General features: G+C 72.0%; 22 protein-coding genes. 10 read left to right on the top strand and 12 right to left on the bottom strand.

Annotated elements, in window-relative coordinates:
- Positions 1-114: 114 nt before the first annotated feature.
- Complete coding sequence (locus IE255_RS22785; protein ID WP_190052207.1) at positions 115-1,305, top strand: acyl-CoA dehydrogenase family protein; 1,191 nt, start codon at positions 115-117, stop codon at positions 1,303-1,305.
- Positions 1,306-1,355: 50 nt separating this feature from the next.
- Here IE255_RS22785 and IE255_RS22780 read toward each other — a convergent pair whose 3' ends face one another.
- Complete coding sequence (locus IE255_RS22780; RefSeq protein ID WP_190052206.1) at positions 1,356-1,793, bottom strand: cell division protein SepF; 438 nt, start codon at positions 1,791-1,793, stop codon at positions 1,356-1,358.
- A 290-nt stretch (positions 1,794-2,083) separates the two neighbouring features.
- On the opposite strand from IE255_RS22780, the gene IE255_RS22775 reads away from it, so the two are divergent.
- From IE255_RS22775 to IE255_RS22765, 3 genes are all read left to right on the top strand, one after another.
- Positions 2,084-3,274, top strand: a complete 1,191-nt coding sequence (locus tag IE255_RS22775) for a DUF5685 family protein (protein ID WP_190052205.1) — start codon at positions 2,084-2,086, stop codon at positions 3,272-3,274.
- Between the two features lie 221 nt (positions 3,275-3,495).
- Positions 3,496-4,401, top strand: a complete 906-nt coding sequence (locus tag IE255_RS22770) for a S1 family peptidase (protein WP_190052204.1) — start codon at positions 3,496-3,498, stop codon at positions 4,399-4,401.
- A gap of 343 nt (positions 4,402-4,744) precedes the next feature.
- Complete coding sequence (locus tag IE255_RS22765) at positions 4,745-5,827, top strand: S1 family peptidase (RefSeq protein WP_190052203.1); 1,083 nt, start codon at positions 4,745-4,747, stop codon at positions 5,825-5,827.
- A gap of 246 nt (positions 5,828-6,073) precedes the next feature.
- Here IE255_RS22765 and IE255_RS22760 read toward each other — a convergent pair whose 3' ends face one another.
- Positions 6,074-7,078 carry a DUF3533 domain-containing protein gene (locus IE255_RS22760; RefSeq protein ID WP_190052202.1) on the bottom strand — a complete coding sequence of 335 codons (1,005 nt, stop codon included), beginning with the start codon at positions 7,076-7,078 and terminating at the stop codon, positions 6,074-6,076.
- A gap of 153 nt (positions 7,079-7,231) precedes the next feature.
- On the opposite strand from IE255_RS22760, the gene IE255_RS22755 reads away from it, so the two are divergent.
- The 3 genes from IE255_RS22755 to IE255_RS22745 all read left to right on the top strand — a co-directional run bounded on the left by IE255_RS22755 (position 7,232) and on the right by IE255_RS22745 (position 12,795).
- Complete coding sequence (locus IE255_RS22755; RefSeq protein ID WP_190052201.1) at positions 7,232-10,735, top strand: DNA polymerase III subunit alpha; 3,504 nt, start codon at positions 7,232-7,234, stop codon at positions 10,733-10,735.
- Positions 10,732-11,715, top strand: a complete 984-nt coding sequence (locus tag IE255_RS22750) for a DNA polymerase Y family protein (protein ID WP_190052200.1) — start codon at positions 10,732-10,734, stop codon at positions 11,713-11,715. Before IE255_RS22755 ends, IE255_RS22750 begins: the two co-directional genes overlap by 4 nt.
- 219 nt (positions 11,716-11,934) lie before the next feature.
- Positions 11,935-12,795: an esterase/lipase family protein gene (locus IE255_RS22745; protein ID WP_190052199.1), complete on the top strand. Its 861-nt coding sequence runs from the start codon at positions 11,935-11,937 to the stop codon at positions 12,793-12,795.
- An 80-nt stretch (positions 12,796-12,875) separates the two neighbouring features.
- Here the strand turns inward: IE255_RS22745 and IE255_RS22740 are convergent, their stop codons facing one another.
- Positions 12,876-13,889, bottom strand: coding sequence for a lytic polysaccharide monooxygenase (locus tag IE255_RS22740; protein ID WP_190052198.1), 1,014 nt, complete (start codon positions 13,887-13,889; stop codon positions 12,876-12,878).
- A gap of 180 nt (positions 13,890-14,069) precedes the next feature.
- Between IE255_RS22740 and IE255_RS22735 the strand changes: the two genes are divergently transcribed.
- Positions 14,070-14,519 (top strand): GNAT family N-acetyltransferase, encoded by a 450-nt coding sequence (locus IE255_RS22735; protein WP_190052197.1) that lies wholly within the window; start codon positions 14,070-14,072, stop codon positions 14,517-14,519.
- A 30-nt stretch (positions 14,520-14,549) separates the two neighbouring features.
- Here the strand turns inward: IE255_RS22735 and IE255_RS39930 are convergent, their stop codons facing one another.
- Positions 14,550-14,684: a hypothetical protein gene (locus IE255_RS39930; protein ID WP_267975078.1), complete on the bottom strand. Its 135-nt coding sequence runs from the start codon at positions 14,682-14,684 to the stop codon at positions 14,550-14,552.
- Positions 14,685-14,823: 139 nt separating this feature from the next.
- On the opposite strand from IE255_RS39930, the gene IE255_RS22730 reads away from it, so the two are divergent.
- Positions 14,824-15,483: a class I SAM-dependent methyltransferase gene (locus IE255_RS22730; protein ID WP_190052196.1), complete on the top strand. Its 660-nt coding sequence runs from the start codon at positions 14,824-14,826 to the stop codon at positions 15,481-15,483.
- Here IE255_RS22730 and IE255_RS22725 read toward each other — a convergent pair.
- The gene (locus tag IE255_RS22725) at positions 15,442-15,942 is read right to left on the bottom strand and encodes a ribonuclease FAU-1 family protein (RefSeq protein ID WP_190052195.1); all 501 of its coding nucleotides are present in this window, start codon (positions 15,940-15,942) and stop codon (positions 15,442-15,444) included. The two genes, IE255_RS22730 and IE255_RS22725, sit on opposite strands and share 42 nt — an antisense overlap.
- Positions 15,923-16,852, bottom strand: a complete 930-nt coding sequence (locus IE255_RS22720) for a GNAT family N-acetyltransferase (protein ID WP_190052194.1) — start codon at positions 16,850-16,852, stop codon at positions 15,923-15,925. Before IE255_RS22720 ends, IE255_RS22725 begins: the two co-directional genes overlap by 20 nt.
- A gap of 71 nt (positions 16,853-16,923) precedes the next feature.
- On the opposite strand from IE255_RS22720, the gene IE255_RS22715 reads away from it, so the two are divergent.
- A complete protein-coding gene (locus IE255_RS22715) occupies positions 16,924-17,292 on the top strand; it encodes a GntR family transcriptional regulator (protein ID WP_190052193.1) in 369 nt (122 codons plus the stop codon).
- 121 nt (positions 17,293-17,413) lie between these two features.
- Here IE255_RS22715 and IE255_RS22710 read toward each other — a convergent pair whose 3' ends face one another.
- The 6 genes from IE255_RS22710 to IE255_RS22685 form a co-directional block, all read right to left on the bottom strand.
- Positions 17,414-18,184: a DUF72 domain-containing protein gene (locus IE255_RS22710; RefSeq protein WP_190052192.1), complete on the bottom strand. Its 771-nt coding sequence runs from the start codon at positions 18,182-18,184 to the stop codon at positions 17,414-17,416.
- A 60-nt stretch (positions 18,185-18,244) separates the two neighbouring features.
- Complete coding sequence (locus IE255_RS22705) at positions 18,245-18,640, bottom strand: hypothetical protein (RefSeq protein WP_190052191.1); 396 nt, start codon at positions 18,638-18,640, stop codon at positions 18,245-18,247.
- 101 nt (positions 18,641-18,741) lie between these two features.
- The gene (locus tag IE255_RS22700) at positions 18,742-19,836 is read right to left on the bottom strand and encodes a DUF5925 domain-containing protein (protein ID WP_190052190.1); all 1,095 of its coding nucleotides are present in this window, start codon (positions 19,834-19,836) and stop codon (positions 18,742-18,744) included.
- Between the two features lie 75 nt (positions 19,837-19,911).
- A complete protein-coding gene (locus IE255_RS22695; protein ID WP_190052189.1) occupies positions 19,912-20,712 on the bottom strand; it encodes a polysaccharide deacetylase family protein in 801 nt (266 codons plus the stop codon).
- Positions 20,705-21,694, bottom strand: coding sequence for a glycosyltransferase family 2 protein (locus tag IE255_RS22690; protein ID WP_190052188.1), 990 nt, complete (start codon positions 21,692-21,694; stop codon positions 20,705-20,707). Before IE255_RS22690 ends, IE255_RS22695 begins: the two co-directional genes overlap by 8 nt.
- On the bottom strand, positions 21,691-22,509 hold the full coding sequence (locus tag IE255_RS22685; protein WP_190052187.1) for a glycosyltransferase family 2 protein: 819 nt from the start codon (positions 22,507-22,509) through the stop codon (positions 21,691-21,693). Before IE255_RS22685 ends, IE255_RS22690 begins: the two co-directional genes overlap by 4 nt.
- Between the last annotated feature and the right edge of the window lie 268 nt (positions 22,510-22,777).

The raw sequence follows: 22,777 nt of genomic DNA, 5'->3' as shown, positions 1-22,777 counted from the left end.
GACCACGGGCGAGCTTCGCCTCTCAGTTGGCAGCTACGGGTGGTGCTTGGGTGGGCAGAGACCGTAGCGTCTTGGCTAGCGGTGCTAGTTAAAGAGTTTCGGAGGGTGTCGATCATGTCCGGTTCGTCCAAGCTGCCTCCCTTCGATCCCGCCGACCCCCTCGGGCTGGACGACCTGCTGGAGCCGGAGGACCTCGGGATCAGGGACACCGTGCGGGCCTGGGCCGCGGACCGGGTGCTGCCGTATGTCGCCGAGTGGTACGAGCAGGGGGAGCTGCCGGGAATCAGAGAGCTGGCCCGGGAACTCGGGAGCATCGGCGCCCTCGGCATGTCCCTGGAGGGCTACGGCTGCGCCGGGGCGAGCGCCGTGCAGTACGGCCTCGCCTGCCTGGAGCTGGAGGCCGCCGACTCCGGCATCCGCTCCCTCGTCTCCGTGCAGGGCTCCCTCGCCATGTACGCCATCCACCGCTTCGGCAGCGAGGAGCAGAAGCAGCAGTGGCTGCCCCGCATGGCCGCCGGCGACGTCATCGGCTGCTTCGGGCTCACCGAGCCCGACCACGGCTCCGACCCCGCCTCCATGCGGACGTACGCCAAGCGCGACGGCACCGACTGGATCCTCAACGGCCGCAAGATGTGGATCACCAACGGCTCGGTCGCCGGAGTCGCCGTCGTCTGGGCGCAGACCGAGGACGGGATCCGCGGGTTCGTCGTGCCGACCGGCAGCGGGGGATTCTCCGCCCCCGAGATCAAGCACAAGTGGTCCCTGCGCGCCTCCGTCACCAGCGAGCTCGTCCTCGACGAGGTACGGCTGCCCGCTGATGCCGTACTGCCCGAGGTCACGGGACTGAAGGGCCCGCTCAGCTGTCTGTCCCACGCCCGGTACGGGATCGTCTGGGGCGCCATGGGCGCGGCGCGCAGCTGTTTCGAGGCCGCGGTCGACTACGCCAAGTCACGGGAGCAGTTCGGGCGGCCCATCGGCGGCTTCCAGCTCACCCAGGCCAAACTGGCCGACATGGCGGTCGAACTGCACAAGGGGATTCTGCTCGCCCATCATCTGGGGCGGCGGATGGACGCCGGCCGCCTGCGTCCCGAGCAGGTCAGCTTCGGCAAGCTCAACAACGTACGGGAGGCGATCGAGATCTGCCGCACGGCCCGCACGATCCTCGGGGCCAACGGGATCTCGCTCGAATATCCCGTGATGCGGCACGCGACCAACCTCGAGTCGGTGCTCACCTACGAGGGCACCGTCGAGATGCACCAGCTCGTGCTGGGCAAGGCGCTCACCGGACTCGACGCCTTCCGGTAGACCCTGTCCGGTGAACCCGCGCGGGGGCAGGGCCGGTGAGCGACCCTGCCTCAGCTCTGGTTGAAGAAGCCGTCCGCGCGGTGCGCGGCCGGGTCGCCGTTCACGATCTCCGTGTTGGCGGGGGTCAGCAGGAACACCCGGGTCGACACTCTCTCGATCGAACCCCGCAGGCCGAAGATCAGCCCGGCCGCGAAGTCGACCACGCGCTTGGCGTCGCCGGCGTCCATGGCCGTGAGGTTCATGATGACCGGCACGCCCTCGCGGAACAGCTCGCCGATGGCGCGGGCGTCCCGGAAGCTGTCCGGGGTCACCGTGCCGATGCGGCGACCCTTCTCCTCGGCGACGTCCGAGGCGACCTTGACACGCGGATCGGTGACCCAGGCCTCCCCGGGCTCGGTCCCGTCGGAGTAGTCGTCGTCGTAGTAACGCTCGTCTTCGTTGTCGTCGACGAGGCCAAGCCAGGCACTTGCCTTGCGTACCGATCCCATGGACGCCTCCTCTCACAGCGGTCTTTCTGCTTTCCGCACCCCTATGGTCGTCCATGATGCGGATGGCGCGCCAAGTGGATAGTCGCCGCGCGGGGGGTTTGTGACGGTACTGGTGCACAGCGAATCCGTCGAGAGTCCGTGTGTCCCAAGGGTCGTTTCCCAAACGGCTGCTGACTGTGAGTGAAATACGATTCTTCTCGGCGTACGGGTGACGGCCGGGGCGTACGGGTGAATGCGCGGGTCGATACGATGCCGCAGCTCAGCGTCGTAACGAAGCTCGGGGGAGCGTCGTGTTCGGAATCGTCAGGCCCTGTAGGCACCGTCTCGGGGAGAAGCTCACCAGCCAGTGGATGGCGCATTTGTGCGGACTGTGTCTCGCACTACGGGGTGACCATGGACAGTTCGCTCGAATAGTCACGAACTATGACGGGCTTCTCATATCGGTTTTGACGGAGGCTCAGACAACGCCCGGCGAAGCCGGGCGGCGTACGGCCGGGCCGTGTCCGCTGCGCGGCATGCGCACCGCCTCCGTCGCGCACGGTGAGGGCGCCCGGCTGGCGGCGGCCGTGTCCCTGGTGCTGGCCTCCGCCAAGGTGCGCGACCACGTCGTCGACGGCGACGGGCTGCTGGCCCGCAGGCCGGTGGCGCGCGCCGCCCGCCGGGTCGCCGCGAGCTGGGACGCGGCCGGTGCCCGTACCGGCAGCGCCGTGGGCTTCGACACCGCCCTCCTGGTCGACGCCGTGGACCGGCAGACCGGGATCGAGGCGCTGGCCGGGCCCGGGACGCCGATCCTGACGGTCACCGAACCGACCGAGACGGCCACCGCCGCGGCCTTCGCCCACACCGCCGTCCTCGCCGGCCGGCCGCACAACGCCGCGCCGCTCGCCGAAGCCGGACGGCTCTTCGGACGGCTGGCCCATCTGCTGGACGCCGTGGAGGATCTCCAGGCTGACGCCGCGTCAGGCGCCTGGAACCCGATCGCCGCGACCGGCACCTCCCTCACGGAGGCCCGGCGGCTCGCCGACGACGCGGTGCACGGCGTCCGGCTGGCGCTGCGGGAGGCGGAGTTCACCGACGGGCGGCTGGTGCACCGGCTCCTCGTCCACGAGCTGCGCACCTCCGTCGACCGAGCCTTCGGCACGACCACCTGCGCTCACACCGCCGGTCCGGATGCGGCCAACCCCTACGCGCCGCCCGGCACCGGCGCCCCGGGCGGTCCCGGCGCCCCGCCGCCGCCCGAGCCGCCGCGCGGCAACCGGCGCGGGCTGCTCGCGGGGTGCGCGGTGTGGCTGGGCCTCGCCTGTACGTGTCAGATGTGCTGCGGCACGTATCACGACCCGTGGACGGGCCAGCGCAAGGAAGGGCAGTGCGGCAACTGCGACTGTAGCGGGTGCGGGGACTGCTGCAGCTGCTGCGACTGCTGCAGCAATTGCTGTGACAACTGCGGCTGCGACGGCTGCGACTGCGGGTGCAGCTGCTGAGGCGGCGTCAGCCGACTGTCGGTTCGCGCTCCCGTAAAGATCGTTCAAAGGTTGACGGCCGAAAGGCACCCTTGCGCCTACCGTCCGTTCGGCCGAATACTCGCCCACAGCGCTTGTCAGGGGCACGGCGTGTTCGGAATCCGGACAGCCGGTCCCAGGCTGCGCCTCACGGGCCCACAACCCCACGAGGGCCCCCTACTTCCTTTGTGGAGGAACGAGAAGTGAGGATCAAGCGCACCACCCCCCGCAGCGGCATTTCGAGACGGACCCGGCTGATCGCCGTTTCCACCGGCCTCGTGGCCGCCGCAGCGATCGCGATCCCCAGCGCGAACGCGTCCGACACGCCCACCGCCTTCAGCGCCGCCGAGCTCAAGAGCGTCAGCGGCTCCATACTTAAGGCCGACATCCCGGGCACCGCCTGGGCCGTCGACAGCAAGACCAACCGCGTGCTCGTCACCGTCGACAGCACGGTCTCCCAGGCCGAGATCGCGAAGATCAAGCAGCAGGCCGGCGCCAACGCCGACGCGCTCACGATCAAGCGCACCCCCGGCAAGTTCAACAAGCTGATCCAGGGCGGCGACGCCATCTATGCGAGTAGCTGGCGCTGCTCCCTCGGCTTCAACGTCCAGAACAGCAGCGGCACCCAGTTCTTCCTGACCGCCGGCCACTGCACCGACGGCGCGGGCACCTGGTACTCCAACTCCGGCCGCACCACGGTCATCGGCTCGACCACCGGCTCCAGCTTCCCGGGCAACGACTACGGCATCGTCCGGTACTCGGGATCCGTCAGCCGGCCCGGCACCGCGAACGGCGTGGACATCACGCGCGCGGCCACGCCCAGCGTGGGCACCACGGTCATCCGTGACGGCTCCACGACCGGTACGCACAGCGGCCGGGTCACCGCCCTGAACGCCACCGTCAACTACGGCGGCGGCGACGTCGTCTCCGGCCTGATCCAGACCAACGTCTGCGCCGAGCCCGGTGACTCCGGCGGTCCCCTCTACGGCAGCAACGGCACGGCGTACGGTCTGACCTCCGGCGGCAGCGGCAACTGCTCCTCCGGCGGTACGACGTTCTTCCAGCCCGTCACGGAGGCCCTGAGCGCCTACGGCGTCAGCGTCTACTAGGCCCCCGGCGGCAGTTCGCAGCGTTCTGTGCCCCCGTGCGCTTCGGCGCGCGGGGGCTTTTTCGCTGTGAGGCAGGGGCGAAAACCAGCCACCTGCAGACCTCACAGCGTGGGCACAGGTTACTCACACGTAATGTTTGCTGCGCGAACGGGCGTTGATTGGTCCGATTTGACCGTGCACGGTCAAAGTAAGGGGGCGTGCGGTCCCTCATCTACGCGCGTCCTGAACTCGACCTTGTGTGCTCCCCGTTGTCCTCGGAATAGTGGGCGCTCGTCAACGAAGCCTTCCGGTTCGGCGAGGTCCCCACAACCTCCCGGGCCGACCCCCCACAGGAGGACACGAGTTGAAGCACCGACGCATACCCAAGCGGCGTGCAGCCGTGGCAGGTGCGGGCATCGCCGCACTGGTCGCCGCGGGAGTGACGTTCCAGACCGCGAACGCCAGCGAGACTCCGGAGGCCTCCGCGCCCCGGACGCTGTCGGTCACGGCGGCCGGAAAGCTCGCCTCGACGCTGGCCCAGGACCTGGGCGCCGACGCGGCGGGGACGTACTACGACACGAAGAGCAAGAGCCTCGTGGTGAACGTCCTCGACGAGACCGCCGCGCAGGCCGTCGAGAAGGCCGGGGCCAAGGCGAGAGTCGTCGCGAACTCCCTCGCCGAACTCAAGAGCGCCCGCAGCACGCTGAAGCAGGACGCGACGATTCCGGGCACCTCCTGGGTGACCGACCCGACGACGAACAAGGTCGTCGTGACCGCCGACCGTACGGTCTCCAAGGCCGAGTGGGCGAAGCTGACGAAGGTCGTCGACGGGCTCGGGGCGAAGGCCGAACTCAAGCGGACGAAGGGGGAGTACAAGCCCTTCATCGCCGGCGGTGACGCGATCACCGGTGGCGGCGGCCGCTGCTCGCTGGGCTTCAACGTGGTCAAGGGCGGCGAGCCGTTCTTCCTGACCGCCGGGCACTGCACCGAGGGCATCTCCACGTGGTCGGACTCCAGCGGCAAGGAGATCGGCACCAACGCGGACTCCAGCTTCCCGGACGACGACTACGGGCTGGTCAAGTACACCGCGGACGTGGCTCACCCGAGCGAGGTGAACCTGTACAACGGGTCGACCCAGAAGATCACGGGTGCCGCCGAGGCGACCGTCGGCATGCAGGTCACGCGGAGCGGGTCGACGACGCAGGTGCACGACGGGAAGGTCACGGGGCTGGACGCCACGGTGAACTACGGCAACGGCGACATCGTGAACGGGCTGATCCAGACCGACGTGTGCGCGGAGCCGGGGGACAGTGGCGGGTCGCTGTTCTCGGGGAGCAACGCGATCGGGCTCACGTCGGGTGGCAGTGGTGACTGCACCTCGGGCGGGGAGACGTTCTTCCAGCCGGTGACGGAGGCGCTGTCGGCGACCGGGACCGAGATCGGCTGACTCGCGGGTTCGTGAAGCCCCGCCCCTCTGGTTGAGGGGCGGGGCTTTCGCGTGCCGTGGAGTGCGCGTCTTCGCCTGGCGTCGGGTGGTGGGTCGGGGCCGCGCCGGGGGGTGTCCGTCCTCGGAACGGCGCGATGGGGTCGGACGCCGACTGACTGTCCGTTGACGCGCCAACCGCTGCGGGCGGACACCCCCCGACACGTCCCCTTCTCGCCGCGCGCGGGTGCGGGCGCGTCGTGTGCGGGGTTACGGCGTCCTTCGGCGAGCTGCCGCTGCCATCGTGATGGCCGTGCCCGCTGCTGCCCATGCCGTCAGGGTCAGGAGTGAGGTGGTCATCGCGTTGTTGTCGAAGTAGGCGATCGAGCGTGTCGCCCAGGTGCCGGCGCCCGGGGGCAGGGCGGGGCCGATCGCCTCCCAGAAGGGTGGGAGGAGGGGCGGGGGCAGGGCGCCGCCCGCGCTCGGGTTGCCGAGGATGACCACCAGCAGGATGACCAGGCCGATACCGATCGTGCCGAAGACGCCCTGGAGGGCGAGGGTGGCGGCGCCCACGGCGAAGATGATCAGGGTGCCGAGGCCCCAGAGGGCCGCTGTGCTGCCGGGGAGGGCGTCCAGGGCCGGGCCGGTGATGAGGGCTCCGCCGAGGCCGCCGAGGAGGGCGATCAGGGCCGTCACCGCCAGGCGGATCGCGGCGCGGGTGCGGTCGGCGGGTTTCGCTCCGGCGCTGACGGCCAGGGCCGCGGCGCCGAGGTAGCCGCCGACGCACCAGCCGACCACCAGGTAGAAGGACGAGAGGCCGTTGGGGTCGTGGGACGCGGACGGGATCACGTCGATCGTGCGGATGGTGCGCCGCTCGGACTTCTCCAGGGTGGTGACGAGGGTGGTCAGCGTGGTGGAGAGGACCCTGCCGCCGCCGGAGGCGACCAGGAGGGTGTCGGTGGTGCCGGCGGGATCGATGATCAGGGCGCCGTCGATGTCGCGGTTCTCGATCTGGTTCCGGGCCGTTGCCTCGTCCGGCAGGGCGCGGGGGTCCAGGGGGGAGCCGGGGAGCCGTTCCAGCCGGGTCACCGCCTGGTCGGACGCGGCCTGTGGGGCCACCAGACCGAAGGGCACGTCCCTGGGCTTCGGGTCGTGCAGGGCTCCCACGTACGAGGCGATGAAGAGCAGCTGGAGCGCGATCACGCCGAGGACGAGCAGGGTGGCCCGAGGGGTGACGGCGTCTCTCGTCTCGGCGCGGAACGAGCGGTGCGGCATGCCTCCACGGTCGGGGGGTGCGTGGTGTTTCCGCAGGTGGGGCGGGGCCGAACGGATGTCGCACATACATTCGAGGATGGGGGTATGGTGGGGGTGAGGTAGCTGGGAACAGATGTTCGAGAGTCGGTGTGTTCGCGAGTGTGGGAGGTGCGTGTGCCGGGGTTCACGCATCTGCACACCGTCTCCGGGTTCTCGTTGCGCTATGGAGCCTCGCACCCGGAGCGGCTGGCCGAGCGTGCCTCCGAGCGGGGCATGGACGCCCTGGCGCTCACCGATCGCGACACGCTCGCCGGTGCCGTCCGGTTCGCGAAGGCCTGTGCGAAAGAAGGGGTCCGTCCGGTGTTCGGGGCGGATCTGGCGGTGGCGGGGGTGGAGCCTCAGGGTGGGGTCGGGCGGCGGGGGCGGCGTCGGACCCCGGTGCGCGGTGGCGCCTTTGTCGACGAGTCGGCTGCTCGTGTGATCTTCCTTGCCCGGGACGGGGCCCGGGGGTGGGCGGAGCTGTGCCGGCTCGTCTCGGCCGCCCATGAGGGGGAGGGGACGCCCCTGCTGCCCTGGGACCGCAACCATGCCGAGGGGCTGACCGTGCTGCTCGGGCCGGACTCGGATGTCGGGCGTGCCCTGGCCGCGGGGCGTCCCGACCGGGCGGCGCGGCTGCTCATGCCCTGGCGCGAGATCTACGGCGACGACCTGCGGCTGGAGGCCGTCTGGCACGGCCGGAAAGGCACCGGGCCCGGGTCGCTGCGGCTGGCCGCCCGTACCGTCGGGTTCGCCGCCGAGCAGCGGATCCGGCCCGTGCTCACCAATGCCGTACGGTACGCCGACCCGGGCCTGGGGCCGGTCGCCGACGTGCTGGACGCCGCCCGGCGGCTGGTGCCCATCGACCCGGCCAAGGAACTGGACTCCGGTGAGGCCTGGCTCAAGGGGGCGGAGGCCATGCTGCAGGCCGCCGAGCGGATCGTGGAGGCCGCGGGGTTCCGGCGGGACACCGCTCACCGGCTGGTGGAGCAGACCGAGGCCACGGCCGCCGAGTGCCTGGTCGATCCCGAGGACGACCTCGGGATCGGGACCGTCCACTTCCCCGAGCCGCATCTGGTCGGCGCCGGGCGCCGCACCGCCCAGCGGACGCTGGCCTCACGGGCGGCGGCGGGGATGGTGCTGCGCGGGTACGACCGGCGGCGGGAGTACTGGGAGCGGATGCACCATGAGCTGGACATCATCGCCCACCACGGGTTCGCCTCCTACTTCCTGACCGTCGCCCAAGTGGTCGACGACGTACGGAAGATGGGAGTTCGGGTCGCTGCTCGGGGGTCCGGGGCCGGGTCGCTCGTCAATCATCTGCTCGGGATCGCGCACGCCGATCCGATCGAGCACCGGCTGCTGATGGAGCGGTTCCTGTCCAAGGAGCGGGTCGTACTGCCCGACATCGACATCGACGTGGAGTCCGCGCGCCGGCTGGAGGTCTACCGCGCGATCATCGACCGGTTCGGCACCGAGCGGGTCGCGACGGTCGCGATGCCGGAGACGTATCGCGTGCGGCACGCGATCCGTGATGTGGGGGCGGCCCTGTCCATGGACCCGGCCGACATCGACCGCATCGCCAAGTCCTTTCCGCACATCCGGGCCCGGGACGCCCGCGCCGCGCTGGAGGAACTGCCCGAGCTGCGCGCGCTGGCGGGGGAGAAGGAGAAGTACGGGAGGCTGTGGGAGCTGGTCGAGGCGCTGGACGCCCTGCCGCGCGGGGTGGCCATGCACCCGTGCGGGGTGCTGCTGTCCGACGCCTCCCTGCTGGCGCGTACGCCGGTCATGCCGACCAGCGGCGAGGGCTTCCCGATGTCGCAGTTCGACAAGGACGACGTCGAGGACCTCGGGTTGCTGAAGCTCGACGTGCTGGGTGTGCGGATGCAGTCGGCCATGGCGCACGCGGTGGCGGAAGTGGAGCGGGTGACGGGGGAGAGGGTCGATCTGGACGCCCTGCCGCCGGGGGATCCGGAGACGTACCGGCTGATCCGGTCCACCGAGACGCTCGGCTGCTTCCAGATCGAGTCGCCGGGGCAGCGGGATCTGGTCGGGCGGCTCCAGCCGGCCACGTTCCACGATCTCGTCGTCGACATCTCGCTGTTCCGGCCCGGGCCGGTCGCCGCCGACATGGTGCGGCCGTTCATCGAGGCGCGGCACGGGCGGGCGCCGATCCGCTACCCGCACCCGGATCTGGAGGAGCCGCTGAAGGAGACGTACGGGGTCGTCGTCTTCCACGAGCAGATCATCGACATCGTCGACATCATGACCGGCTGCGGGCGCGGTGAGGCCGACCGGGTGCGGCGCGGGCTGTCGGATCCGGAGTCGCAGGGGCGGATCAAGGTGTGGTTCGCGCAGCACGCGGCGGCGAACGGCTATGACGTGGAAACGATCCAGCGGACCTGGGAGATCGTCGAGGCCTTCGGGTCGTACGGCTTCTGCAAGGCGCACGCGGTCGCCTTCGCCGTGCCGACGTACCAGTCGGCGTGGCTGAAAGCGCATCATCCCGCTGCTTTTTATGCCGGGCTGCTCACCCACGACCCCGGGATGTATCCGAAGCGGCTGCTGCTGGCGGACGCGCGGCGGCGCGGGGTGCCGGTGCTGCCGTTGGACGTGAACAAGTCGGGGGTCGCACACCGTATCGAACTGGTGTCCGGTAAATGGGGTCTGCGGCTGGCGCTCTCCGATGTGCACGGCATCAGGGAGGACGAGGCGGCGCGGATCGCCGAAGGGCAGCCGTACGCCTCGCTGGTCGACTTCTGGGAGCGGGGCCGGCCGAGCCGGCCGCTGGCCCAGCGGCTCGCGCAGGTGGGGGCGCTGGACGCGTTCGGCGCCAACCGCCGGGATCTGCAACTGCATCTGGCCGAGCTGCACCGGGGCGCGCGGGGCGCGGGCGGCGGTCAACTGCCGTTGGCCGGCGGGCGGAAGACCGCCCCGGCCGGGCTGCCCGACCTCACCTCAGCGGAGCGGCTCAGCGCCGAGCTGGGCGTGCTGTCCATGGACGCCTCGCGCAACCTCATGGACGACCACCGGCGGTTCCTCGACGAGCTGGGCGTGGTGTCGGCGCGGCGGCTGCGCGAGGCCCGGCACGGGGAGACGGTGCTGGTCGCGGGCGCCAAGGCGGCCACCCAGACGCCGCCGATCCGGTCCGGCAAGCGGGTCATCTTCTCCACCCTGGACGACGGCACGGGCCTGGTCGACCTCGCCTTCTTCGACGACTCCCACGACGCCTGCGCCCACACCGTCTTCCACTCCTGGCTGCTGCTGGTGCGCGGGGTGGTGCAGCGGCGCGGCCCGCGCAGCCTCAGCGTGGTGGGCGCCGCCGCCTGGAACCTCGCGGAACTGCTGGAGGTGCGCCGGGAGGAGGGACTGGAGGGCGTCGCGGCCCGGTTGGCCGGGACCGGGACCGGTGACTCCGGTGATTCCGGTGGCGACGGTGAGGGGGCTGCGCGCCGGCGGCTCGCCGGTTCGGACGGAGCGCCCGCGCCGGCGGGCTCCGCGGCCCAGGATCCGATGGAGCAGCGCAGGATCCGCATGCCCACGGGGTACGAGATGCACCCCTGGGCCGATCTGCGTCCCCCGGGCGAAGGGCCCGCGGTGGGAAGAAAGTTGTGGCACCAGAGTCCGGGGAGTGCGGGATGACCATCCTCTGCGTACGTTTCCAGCTGCCGCCGGCCCGCGAGGCCGACCTGCCCCGACTGCTCGAGATGCTCGAGGAGTTCACGCCCGTCGTCCAGGCCCTGCCACCCGACGGGGCGCTGGCCGACCTGCGGGGCGCCGAGCGGTACTTCGGGCGGGACGCCGTCGAACTGGCCTCGGTGATCCGGGTGCGGTCGCTCGCGCTGTACGGCGTCGACTGCCTGATCGGTGCCGGGCCCGGGCCGATGCTGGCCCGCGTGGCGCTGTGCGACGCCGTGCCCGGGGTGACCCGCGCGGTGCCCGAGGAGCCGGACGCCATCGCGGAGTTCCTCGCGGACAAGCCCGTCGCCGCGCTGCCCGGCGTGGGTGCCGCGACCGCCCGTACGCTGGGCGAGTACGGCCTCGACACCCTCGGCCTGGTCGCCGCCGCACCGCTGTCCACGCTGCAGCGGCTGGTCGGTGCGAAGGCGGGTCGTGAGCTGCACGAGAAGGCGAACGGCGTCGATCGCGGCCGGGTCGTGCCGAACGCCGTCTCGCGATCCCTCGCCACGGAACGCGCCTTCGAGCGCGACGAGCTGGACCCGGACCGGCACCGCCGGGCGCTGCTGTCGGCCGCCGAGGAGATCGGCGCCCGGCTGCGCGCCCTGGACAAGGTCTGCCGCACGCTCACCCTCACCGTGCGCTACGCCGACCGGTCCGCCACGACCCGCAGCCGCACCCTGACCGAACCGACCGCGCACTCCCCTGCGCTGACCAGGGCCGTCTACGGCATGTACGAGGCGCTCGGTCTGCAACGCGCCCGGGTCCGCGCGATCGCCCTGCGCGCCGAGGGACTCGACCCCGCCGACCAGGCCTCCTACCAGCTGACCTTCGACCCCGTGGACGAGAAGGTCCGCCGCATCGAGGAGGTCGCGGACCGCGCCCGAGCCAAGTTCGGACCGCGGGCGGTGATGCCCGGGGGGCTAGGGGGGCTGGCGGCGTAGACCCCTCTGCGTGACGTCAGCAGCGGGCCCGTTCGGCCTGCCTGATGAGGCGAGGTCAGGCGGGTGCCCCGTGTCAGTTGTCGCTGGGAGTTTTTACTGACGCGTAACTTCCCAGTTCGACTACCCGCTCGTAACTTGACGAATGAACAGCATCCTCGTGATCCGGATCACAGGGCGTAGTGCCGTCGCACCCCCCTTGAGCCGCAAGGAGATCACTCGATGCTGCCCTGGAAACGAGCGCTCAGACCTCTGGCCGCGCTGCTGCTGACCGCCGCGGTCGCCACCGTCCCGGCCACCGCCGCCCAGGCCGCCGGTGCCCCGAGCTCCGGCTGGAACGACTACTCCTGCAAGCCGTCCGCCGCCCACCCCCGCCCCGTCGTCCTGGTCCACGGCACCCTCGGCAACTCCGTCGACAACTGGCTGGGCCTCGCCCCCTATCTGAAGGTCCGCGGCTACTGCGTCTTCTCCCTCGACTACGGGCAGCTCCAGGGCGTCCCCTTCTTCCACGGCCTGGGACCCGTCGAGAAGTCAGCCGCGCAGTTGAGGGACTTCGTCGACCAGGTGCTCGCCGCCACCGGCGCCGCCGAGACCGATGTCGTCGGGCACTCGCAGGGCGGCATGATGCCCCGCTGGTACCTGCGGTTCCTCGGGGGAGCCGCCAAGGTCAACGCCCTCGTCGGTATCGCGCCCACCAACCACGGCACCGACCTGAACGGCTTCACCCGCCTGCTGCCGTACTTCCCGGGCGCAGCGGACCTGCTGAAGCAGAGCACTCCCGCCCTCGCCGACCAGGTCACCGGCTCGGACTTCCTCGACAGGCTCAACGCCGGCGGCGACACCGTGCCCGGTGTGCGCTACACGGTCATCGCCACCCAGTACGACGAGGTCGTCACGCCGTGGCGCAGCCAGTACCTGAGCGGGCCGGGCGTGCGCAACGTGCTGCTCCAGGACCTGTGCCCCGTCGACCTGTCGGAGCACGTGGCCGTCGGGCTGCTCGACCGGATCGTCTTCCATGAGGTGGCCAACGCGCTCGATCCGGGGCGGGCCACGCCGACCACCTGTGCTTCGGCGTTCGACTGACACGTGTCGCGGAAACGTTTCGGGGCCTGTCCGGCCTGAGCCGCCGGACAGGCCCCGAGTCATGGGGCGGTGGCTTGGGGTCAGCGGCCGTGGCGGCCGTGGCCCACCGCCCGGCGCCGGGCCGACAGGAACAGCGCGGACGCGCCGAGCGCCAGCGTGGCGGCGCCGCCGATCGCGAGGTACGGGGTTCTGCCGTCGCCGCCGGTCTCGGCGAGGTTCCCGGTGGCACCGGCCGCCTCGGGCTGGTCGGGCGCGGCTGCGGCTGCGGCCTTGGGCAGGCCGGGCGTGGCGTCGGCGGCCTTGGGCCGGTCCGGCGTGTCCTCGGCTGCCGCGGCCGGCGCCGCCGAGGTGCCGGGGTCGTCGTCGCCGTGCCCGTGGTGCTCGATCGTCGACTTGCCGTTGCCTTCTTCGATCTGCTGCTCGGTGAGGGCGGACGCGGTCGGGGCCGTGCCGCCGCCACCGCCGAAGCTGACGTCCGAGCAGGAGTAGAACGCCTCCGGGCTGTCCGACCGCTGCCAGACCGCGTACAGCAGGTGCTTGCCGGAGCGCTCGGGCAGACTGCCGGAGAAGGTGTAGAAACCGCCCGTCGCGGCCGGGTCGGTGGCCGTCGCCACCGGGTGCGCCAGGTCCAGGTCGTCCCAGGCGAGCGGCTCGGCGGGGTCGTAGCCGGGCTTGGTGATGTACACCGTGAAGGTGCCCTTGTGAGGGGCCGTCACGCGGTACTTGAAGGGGTACGAGCCGCTGCGCACGCTGGTCGCGGGCCAGTCGGCGCGGGCGAGGTCCAGCCCCTTGAACTGCTCGTTGTTCGCGCTGCAGAGCTTGCCGTCCGGGATGAGCTGCCGGTGGCGCCCGGCCGCGTCCCCGATGCGGACGCCGTTCCAGTCGTACAGGGCCTGGGTGCCGCCCGCCGCGACCGCCGCCCGGCACGCGGCCGACCTCGGGCTCTCCGGGCCCTCGGCGTGGCACTGCGAGACCCGGCTGACCGGGTCGCCCATCGAACCGTGCGCGGCCGCCGGCGGGGCGGTCAGCGCGGTCAGGGCGAGCGGGAGCGTGCCGAGGGTGGCGGCGGTGGCTGCCTTGCGGCGTGCGGGCATGCGGGAACTCCTCGAAACGGTTCGGGGACAGGGCCGGGCCCGAGCGGGCCGGATCCCGTGGGGTGATCCGAAGCTAGCCCCACAGAACCGTGAAATCGCCTGCTGAGGACGGGGGGAGGAGATCCTTATGGCCGGCTTAAGGGAGTGCTCAGACTGACATCAGGTAGGTACCGTCGCGGCATGGCAGACGAGGAGATCCGGCCGGCCGTCGCCGCCGACGTACCGGTCGTCGAGGACGTCATCGACGCGGCCTTCCGCCCTTACATCGAGCGCATCGGCCGGGTGCCGCAACCCATGGAGGAGGACCACGCGGCGAACGTGGCCGCGGGCAAGGTGTTCCTGACGGGCGAGCCCGTCGTCGGCCTCGTCGTGGTCGAGGCGTTCGAGGACCATCTCTTCCTCGACACCATCGCCGTCCACCCGACCGCGCACGGCAGGGGAGTGGGGCGGCGGCTGCTGCGGTTCGTGGACGCGCACGCGCGTGCGCTGGGGCTGCCCGAGGTCAGGCTCTACACGAACGCGCTGATGTGGGAGAACCAGAAGATCTATCCGAAGTACGGCTACGAGCTGGTGGAGCGTCGTCCGGACGGGCCCTACGACCGCGTCCACTACCGGAAGCGGCTGCTCTGACGCATGCGTCTCATGATCGGCACCGGCCGTTCAGGCGTCCGGCCACCAGATGCGTGCGACGTCCTTGCGGACCTCAGGGCGCCCGGCGGGGCGCTCGTCGGCCTCTTCGCGGACCCTGCGGATGTCCGTCTTCTTCAGGGGCTTCTGCACGGTCACACGGCGCATGGCTGCCTCCTTAAGGGTCTACCGGGTTCCGCGTTCTCACGGAGGTAGACCTTTCGGGGGAGGGTTCCTCATCGCTCCTGGTCTGTCAGTGGCGGCAGTCACGATTCGAGTGTCAGTGGCGGGTGTCACTCTTGGGCGCATGACGAACCAGAGTGACGGCATGACCTCGGCGAACGCGGACTGGGACGCGCGGGCCACCTCCTTCGACGACGAACCGGACCACGGGCTGCGCGACCCCGAGGTGCGCCGCGCCTGGGCCGGGCGGCTGCGCGACTGGCTGCCCGGGCGCGCGGGCGACGTCCTCGATCTCGGCTGCGGCACCGGCAGCCTGTCACTGCTCGCGTCCGAGCAGGGGCACCGGGTGACGGGGGTGGACCTCTCCCCGGCGATGGTGACGCTCGCCCGGGAGAAACTGGCCGGGCGTGACGCGGTGTTCCTCGTCGGCGACGCCGCGGCACCGCCCGTCGGGGAGCAGCGCTTCGACGTCGTGCTCGTCCGGCATGTCCTGTGGGCCCTGCCCGACCCCGCCCGCGCCCTCGGGCACTGGTCCGGGCTGCTGCGGCCGGGCGGGCGGCTCGTGCTGGTCGAGGGCGTGTGGGGGAGCGTCGAGCCGGTCGGCATACCGGCGGACCGGCTCATCGGCCTCCTCGCCCCGATCGCCGGTCAGGTGCGCGTGGAGCGGCTGTCGGACGACCCGCTGCTGTGGGGCGGGGAGGTGACCGACGAGCGGTACGCGGTGGTCGCGCCGGCCCGGGCCTCAGGCCAGGAGCGCGGCGAAGTCGCCCCTACGGGCGAGTGACTCCAGCTCGTCGAGCGCGGCCAGGGCGGCGGACGCGGCCTCCGGGTCCGACTCGGCGAGGCCGCTCTCCGCGAACTCGTCCTCGTCCAGGCGCCGTACGTCCGTGCCGTCCGCGGAGCGCCACAGGTCCAGGTCGAGATCCTCGACGACCAGCTCCGAGCCGGAGCGCTCGACGGGGCGGGTGATGTCGCAGTACCAGCCCTTCAGCGCGCCCGTGGCGGAGCGGACCTCCTTCACCGCGTACCAGCGGTCACGCCAGTAGTACTCCGTGAAGACGTCCCCGGGCTCGAAGCGGACGAACCCGAAGTCGCGGACGCCGGAGCCCGCCCACGGGGCGCGGACGGCGACCCGGGTGCCGTCGTCCGACAGCAGCTCGCCGGCGTAACGGATCTTCGTACGGCCTGCCTTGACGAGCACGACGTCCAGCCGGGCGGGCCCGTCAGCCGAGTTCGCGGACATACCGCACCTCCGTCGCGCAGACCTCGTAGCCGAACCACTTGTTGATGGCGATCATCGGTCCGTTGCCGGTGTCGTTGCCCGTGAACGCCTCCGTGTACCCCGCGGCGCGCGCCCGGTGCAGGGAGTCGTTCTTGGCGAGCTTGGCCAGGCCCCGGCCGCGGAACTCCCGGGCGGTGCCGGTCATGGCGGTGGCGTAGCGGGTGCCACCGTCGGTGTAGGCCGCGCTGAACGCGGCGGGGCGGCCGTCGACGACGGCGACCGAGGTCAGGCCGAGGTTCAGCAGCGGGTGCTGCCAGGTCTCCTCCAGCCACGCCTCGTAGTCGGTGAACTCGACCGCGATGTCGCTCGGTTCGTCCGACGACGTCACCGCGTCCAGTTCGAACATCGGGCGCGGGTCGTCCGCGAAGTCGGCGCCCGTGCGCAGCTCGACACCGGCCGGCGGGTCCTGGCGGGGCGGCAGCATGCCGGCCGCCAGGTCGAGGCGGAGGAAGTAGGCGGAACGGCTGGCCCGGAAGCCGCGCCGCTCGGCGAAGGCGCGGTTGTCCGGCTCGTCCAGCACCCAGGCGAACAGCTTCCTGACGCCCAGCGCCGCCAGGCGCTCCTCGGCGGTGCGCAGCAGCAGCGAACCGGCGCCGCGGCGCGTGCGGTCGGGGCGTACGTAGATGTTGGCGGAGCCCTGGCCGGGTTCCGGGCTGTCATGCGCGACGCTGATCTGGGCCGTGCCGACGATCTCGCCCTCCTCCTCGGCGATCAGCTGTCCGAAGTGGGCGTCCGGGTGGGCGTGCGTCAGGGTGTGCACCACGGACTCGGGGGTGGACAGCATGTAGGGGAGGGCGAGCCGGCGGGTGTCGGAGAACCCCTCGGCGTCGGCTCGGACGTCGGGACGCAGGTCGCGCACGGTCATGGTCATGATGGCGCACGTTACGCGGGGGCGCGTTGCGGGTGCCTCTCATTTTCCGCCGGGTACGGGACAATCGGGCTGTGACCTTGAAGATCGACATCGACGACAGCGCCCCGCCCTACGAGCAGGTGCGGGCGCGGATCTCCGAGCAGGCGCGGTCGGGCGAGCTGCCCGTGGGGTACCGGCTGCCGACCGTGCGGGGGCTGGCCGAGTCGCTGGGCCTCGCCGCGAACACGGTCGCGAAGGCGTACCGGGCGCTGGAGGCCGACGGCGTGATCGAGACGCGGGGGCGGAACGGCACGTTCGTGGCTGCCGCCGGCTCGGCGGCGGAGCGGGAGCTGGCGGCAGCCGCGCAGGCGTACGTGGAGCGGGCTCGGCGGCTGGGGCTGACGGAAGCCGACGCGCTGGCGGCGGTACGAGATGCCCTGCGGGCGGCTTACGGGGAGTAGGGCGGCGATGTTCTCCGGGTGGTTTCCCGGGGCAGGGCGTGGAGCGTGGCGGGCCGAGCGGCGTTCGGCACCGCCGGAACGCGCCGTCGTGGCCGAGCGCCGTCGCGGCGGAAAGAGGGTGTCATGTACGGGCCAGGTGCTCCGGCGTCCGTGTGATGTCCAGACCCGCCGACCTCCCCAACCTCGCGAACGCCCTCGCGTCCGCCGGCGCCGCGCCGCCCGGGTCGTTGTTGAAGTACGCGTAGACGTCCTCGCCGTCGGGCCAGGTCGTGGCGATGCGGTCGAGCCAGGTGGCGAGGGAGCGGCGGCCGTAGCGGGGCCAGGGGTGGGCGCGGCCCTGGTGGAAGCGGACGTAGCCCCAGTCGGCGGTGCGCCACAGCGGTGTCACGGGGCGGGCCAGGACGTCGGCCCAGCACAGGGCGGCGCGCCGGGACTCCAGGACCGCGCGGACCTCCGGCGTCCACCAGGAGTCGTGCCGGGGCTCGACCGCGACCCGGGTCGAGGCCGGGAAGCAGGCCAGACAGGCGTCCAGCAGGCCCGGGTCCGCGCGCAGGTTGGGCGGGAGCTGGAGCAGGACCGGCCCGAGGCGGTCGCCGAGGCCCGCCGCGTGGCTCATCAGCCGGTGCACCGGCTCCTCGGGGTCCTTCAGCCGCTTGATGTGGGTCAGGTAGCGGCTCGCCTTGACCGCGACGACGAAGTCCGCGGGCACCCGCCCCCGCCAGTCCTCGAAGGTCTCCCGGGACGGCAGCCGGTAGAAGGCGTTGTTGATCTCGACGGTGGCGAAGTGCCCCGCGTACTCCTCCAGCCAGAGCCGCATCGGCAGCCCGGACGGGTACAGGACGTCCCGCCAGTCCTTGTACTGCCACCCGGACGTACCGACGAACAGGGTCATACCCCCATCAAAGCACCGCACGCCCTGGAGGGGGCGGTGAGCGGCCCGGTCCTCCGGCCGCTACGCGTCGCCGCGCGTGTGGAAGCGGTAGAACAGCAGCAGGAAGACGGCAGCCGTGACCAGCACCGACGTGATGACCACCGGGCGGAGGTCGTCGCCGGTCTGGCTGTAGAGGAAGCCCAGCGCGGCGCCGGCGAAGGCAGCCCGGAGCAGCGCGTGCAGGGCGTGCAGGTCGCGCCTGAGGCGCCGGGTCACCTGGATCACGGCGATGCAGACGGCCGTGAAGGCGAGCGCGCTCCACACGCCCGACGCCAGGTCCGGTCCGGTGATCGGGCCGCCGTGACGCCGGTTCACCGCCACCCAGTTGCCGTAGACGAGACCCAGGACCACGGGCAGGACCCACCGCGTGACGCGGTGGACCGGTTCGCTGAAGACGGTGGGTGCCGTGTGTGCCATCAGAGCCCTCCTTCGTCCCGGCGAAGCGCGGTGCCGCCGCCGCGCACACCTTGGCACGCCTGGGTAACAGGGAGGTGAGAGGCGGTTGTGTGCGAACCGGGCTACAGATACAGCCCCGCGTCCGCGCCCTCACGCGGCTCCGGCAGGGCCGTCGGGGACGTGCCCCGGCGCAGCGCGTACAGCTCCGCCAGCGTGGCGCCCTCGCGGCCGATGCCCTCCTCCGTGCCGAGCCAGGTCGCCGCCTCCCGGCGGGTCAGCGGTCCCACCTCGATGCGGGCCAGGCAGCGGCCGGGCCGTACCACGGCGGGGTGCAGGCGCTCCAGGTCCTCGTTGGTCGTGACGCCGACCAGGACGTTGCGGCCCTGGCCGAGCAGTCCGTCCGTCAGGTTCAGCAGCCGCGACAGCGCCTGGCCCGCCGTGTGCTTGGCCTCGCCGCGGATCAGCTCGTCGCAGTCCTCCAGGAGCAGCAGCCGCCAGCGGCCCTTGCCCGCCGCGTCCTCCTCGCCGATGGCGATGTCCATGAGGTAGCCGACGTCGGTGAAGAGCCGCTCGGGGTCCAGCACGCAGTCCACCTGGCACCAGTCGCGCCAGGAGCGGGCCAGGGTCCGCAGCGCCGACGTCTTGCCGGTGCCCGGCGGGCCGTGCAGCAGGAGGAGACGGCCCGCGATGTCCTCCGGGGTCGTCTTCATCAGGCGGTCCATGGCGTCCGCCACGGGTGCCGTGTAGTTGGGCCGGACCTCGTCCCAGGTGCCCGCCGCGATCTGGCGGGTCGTGCGGTGCGGGCCGCGGCGCGGGGAGACGTACCAGAAGCCCATCGTGACGTTCTCCGGCTGCGGTTCGGGCTCGTCCGCCGCGCCGTCCGTGGCCTGCTCCAGGACCTTCTTCGCCAGCTCCTCGCTGGTCGCCGTCACCGTCACGTCGGCGCCCCGGTTCCAGCGGGAGATCAGCAGCGTCCAGCCGTCGCCCTCGGCCAGGGTCGCGCTGCGGTCGTCGTCCCGGGCGACGCGCAGCACGCGGGCGCCGGGCGGCATCAACGTCGCACCGGACCGTACGCGCTCGATGTTCGCCGCGTGGGAGTACGGCTGCTCGCCCGTCGCGAAGCGGCCGAGGAACAGCGCGTCGACGACGTCGGACGGGGAGTCGGAGTCGTCGACGTTGAGCCGGATCGGCAGCGCCTCGTGCGGGTTCACAGACATGCCGCCATGATCCGGCACGAGGGCGCCGCGTGCACCCGGTTTCCAGGTGCACGCGGCGTGTTCCCCGGGTGCGGGTCAGCCACCGGGGCGGGACACCAGCCGGCGTGCCCGGCGGGTCCTGCGGACCACGGCGTACCCCTTGGTCAGGGCACGGTCCCTGGCGAACGTACGGGCGATCGCCCGGCCCTCGATCACCCGTGCGAACTCCTCGACGCCCGTGCTGCGGCGCACCGTCACCCGCCGCAGGGCGTACGGCCCCTGCGCCCGGCGCGCGAGGCCGTTGCCGACGGCGAGGGCCTGGGCGTACCCCGTCTCGCGCACCGCCTGCCGCACCCGGCGGCTGGAGTAGCCGTACGGGTAGGCGAACGAGGCCGGGACGGTGCCCAGTTGGTCCGCGACGATCTCCTTGCAGTGGATCAGCTCGAACCGCAGGGTGGCGTCGGAGACCTGGTCGAGCTGCGGGTGGCTGTGGCTGTGCCCGCCGATCTCCACGCCCGCCGCCGCGAGTTCGCGGACCTGGTTCCAGTCCAGCATGGTGTCCAGGCCGCCCCCGGTGTCGTACGGCCCCCTCAGCCACCCGGTCGAGACGAACAGGGTGGCCGGGAAGCCGTGCCGGGCGAGTGCGGGCAGGGCGTGCCGGTGCACGCCCTCGTAGCCGTCGTCGAACGTGATGAGGACCGGCCGCTCGGGCAGCGGGCGGCCGGAGCGCCAGCACGCGGCCAGTTCGGCCGTGGTGAGGGGCCTCAGACCCCGGTCGGCGAGCACCGCCATCTGCTCGGCGAACGCCTCCGGGGTCACGGACAGCGCACGGGTCGCGTCGTTCGGGTCGGTCGCGACCGCGTGGTACATGAGGATCGGTACGCGGGCGTCACTCACGGGCCGCCGCCTCCACCTCGGGCACCTGGAACGTGGTCCCGCCCCGGCGCGCCCGGACGCTGCCGACGACGTATCCGCCCGCCGCCGTCAGCACCCCGGCCACGATCGCGCCCGCCCGCCCCGCGCCGCCCGGCCGGGCCAGCAGGGCGTCCCGCAGGCCCCGGGCCACCCCGGCCGGCAGCACCCGGGTGGCGTACCGGCGTTCGGACTCCAGGCCCTTCTCCGCGCCCACGCTCCGGGTAACCAGGGCCTTGGACAGGCCCTCGGCGTACGCGCGCGTGCGGAAGTAGCGGAACTGCTCGCGGGCCTCGGGCACCCGGTGGTGGATCACCGCCCGGTCGTCGATCAGCAGCACCGCGTCGGGCCGGGCCCGGCTGAGGCGGATGCACAGTTCCGTCTCCTCGCAGCCCAGCGGGCGTTTGTCGCCGTCCCGGCCGATGCCGGTGGCGAAACCGCCCGCCGCGTCGAAGGCGCTGCGGCGGAACGAGGCGTTGCCGCCGAGGACGTTGCGCACCCGGACCCGGCCGCGCGGCAGGCCCCGGTAGGTGCAGCCGACCACCCAGTCGAACTCCTCCGGGAACCAGTCCGGCCGCCGCCCCGACGCCCAGACCGGCACCACGCGCCCGCCGACCGCCAGCACCCGCGGGTCGGCGTACGCCTCGGCGAAGTACCGCAGCCAGTCGCGCTCGGCCACGGCGTCGTCGTCGAGGAAGGCCACGATCTCGCCGCGCGCGGCCGCGATACCGGTGTTGCGGCCGGCGGACAGGCCGCGGGGGCCCGCGTTGGCGAGCACCCGCACGGCGTCGGCTTCCTTGTACTCCTTGGCCAGCCGCTCCCGGAGCGTCTCGTTGTGATCGACGACCAGCAGCGTCTCCAGGGCCGGCCGCGACTGCGCCCGCACCGAGGAGACCGCCGCGAGGATGTCCTCCCAGCGGTCCTCGGTGTACGCGCAGATCACGACGGAGACGTCGGGACCGCTCAAGACACCTCTCCCCGCACGTCCAGCATCGGTGACTGGGGCGAACGGCGGCGCAGCGCCCGGCGGTTGGAGCGCTCCTGGAGGATCACCCGCAGCACGCGCAGCCCGTCCCGCACGGCCCGCAGATTGCTGGTGCCGTGGATGCGCAGGTACTCGTGGCTCGGGATCTCCTGCACCTTGAGCCCGGCCTTGACGACCCGAATGTTCATCAGCGTCTCGACCTCGAAGCCGGTGCAGTCGAGGTCGATCTTGTCGAGGCAGTGCCGCCAGAAGGCGTTGTAGCCGTAGCACAGGTCGGTGTAGCGGGCGCCGAACTTGCGGTTGACGACCGTGCACAGCGCCCAGTTGCCGAGCTTGCGGATGAAGGTCATGTCGTCGGTGCCGCCGCCGTTGGCGAAGCGGGAGCCCTTGGCGAAGTCCGCGCCCGAGACCAGCGCGGAGACGTACGACACGATCTCGTTGCCGTCGGCCGAGCCGTCCGCGTCGACCATCACGATGATGTCGCCGGTGCAGGCCTGGAACCCGATGATCAGGGCGTCGCCCTTGCCCTTGCCGCGCTGCTCGACGACCTTGACCTCGGGCCACAGCTCGCGGGCCACCTCGACGGTGTTGTCGGTGGAGTTGCCGTCGACCAGGACCACTTCGTGGATCCAGTCGGGCAGGGTCTTGAAGACGTACGGCAGGTTCTCCGCCTCGTTCATGGCCGGGATGACCACGCTCACCGGCGGCGCGATGGCCAGGTGCGAGGAGACGGGCCGGTACTTCCCGGCGGTCGGCGGATGCGGGTCCGTCGCGGCCGGTTGCAGAACTGAGCTCATGAGTCTGGTCCCTCTCGTCCGGTGGACCGCCCCCCCAGGGCAGTCCGGATCCAGTCCGGTTCGAAAGGGGGGTTCTCACCCGTGGCACGCCGAGATGGAGCTTCGGGCACGCCGGGTGAGCTGGCAAAGCTGGCCGGCGGCGAAAAACGGCAGCCGACCGCGCGGCACGGCCCGGAGACAGTTGCGGTCACCGAGCACGGCACCCCCCTACCGCGCCCCGCGCCGGTTCGTCGCGGTCCTTGAGCCCTCCCCTAGAGCCGCGTACTGA

The sequence above is a fragment of the Streptomyces lomondensis genome (assembly GCF_014651035.1).
GTDB lineage: Bacteria > Actinomycetota > Actinomycetes > Streptomycetales > Streptomycetaceae > Streptomyces > Streptomyces lomondensis.
The sequence above is the reverse complement of the archived record's forward strand: the minus strand, read 5'-3'. Positions and strand labels throughout refer to the sequence as shown.

Bases quoted from the DNA above. Each gene is read 5' to 3' on its own strand.
- IE255_RS22750 (WP_190052200.1), top strand. From the start codon at position 10,732: ATGACCATCCTCTGCGTACGTTTCCAGCTGCCGCCGGCCCGCGAGGCC.
- IE255_RS22685 (WP_190052187.1), bottom strand. From the start codon at position 22,509: ATGAGCTCAGTTCTGCAACCGGCCGCGACGGACCCGCATCCGCCGACC.
- IE255_RS22700 (WP_190052190.1), bottom strand. From the start codon at position 19,836: ATGTCTGTGAACCCGCACGAGGCGCTGCCGATCCGGCTCAACGTCGAC.
- IE255_RS22785 (WP_190052207.1), top strand. From the start codon at position 115: ATGTCCGGTTCGTCCAAGCTGCCTCCCTTCGATCCCGCCGACCCCCTC.
- IE255_RS22730 (WP_190052196.1), top strand. From the start codon at position 14,824: ATGACGAACCAGAGTGACGGCATGACCTCGGCGAACGCGGACTGGGAC.
- IE255_RS22760 (WP_190052202.1), bottom strand. From the start codon at position 7,078: ATGCCGCACCGCTCGTTCCGCGCCGAGACGAGAGACGCCGTCACCCCT.
- IE255_RS22705 (WP_190052191.1), bottom strand. From the start codon at position 18,640: ATGGCACACACGGCACCCACCGTCTTCAGCGAACCGGTCCACCGCGTC.
- IE255_RS22745 (WP_190052199.1), top strand. From the start codon at position 11,935: ATGCTGCCCTGGAAACGAGCGCTCAGACCTCTGGCCGCGCTGCTGCTG.
- IE255_RS22740 (WP_190052198.1), bottom strand. From the start codon at position 13,889: ATGCCCGCACGCCGCAAGGCAGCCACCGCCGCCACCCTCGGCACGCTC.
- IE255_RS22735 (WP_190052197.1), top strand. From the start codon at position 14,070: ATGGCAGACGAGGAGATCCGGCCGGCCGTCGCCGCCGACGTACCGGTC.
- IE255_RS22780 (WP_190052206.1), bottom strand. From the start codon at position 1,793: ATGGGATCGGTACGCAAGGCAAGTGCCTGGCTTGGCCTCGTCGACGAC.
- IE255_RS22725 (WP_190052195.1), bottom strand. From the start codon at position 15,942: ATGTCCGCGAACTCGGCTGACGGGCCCGCCCGGCTGGACGTCGTGCTC.
- IE255_RS39930 (WP_267975078.1), bottom strand. From the start codon at position 14,684: ATGCGCCGTGTGACCGTGCAGAAGCCCCTGAAGAAGACGGACATCCGC.
- IE255_RS22720 (WP_190052194.1), bottom strand. From the start codon at position 16,852: ATGACCATGACCGTGCGCGACCTGCGTCCCGACGTCCGAGCCGACGCC.
- IE255_RS22710 (WP_190052192.1), bottom strand. From the start codon at position 18,184: ATGACCCTGTTCGTCGGTACGTCCGGGTGGCAGTACAAGGACTGGCGG.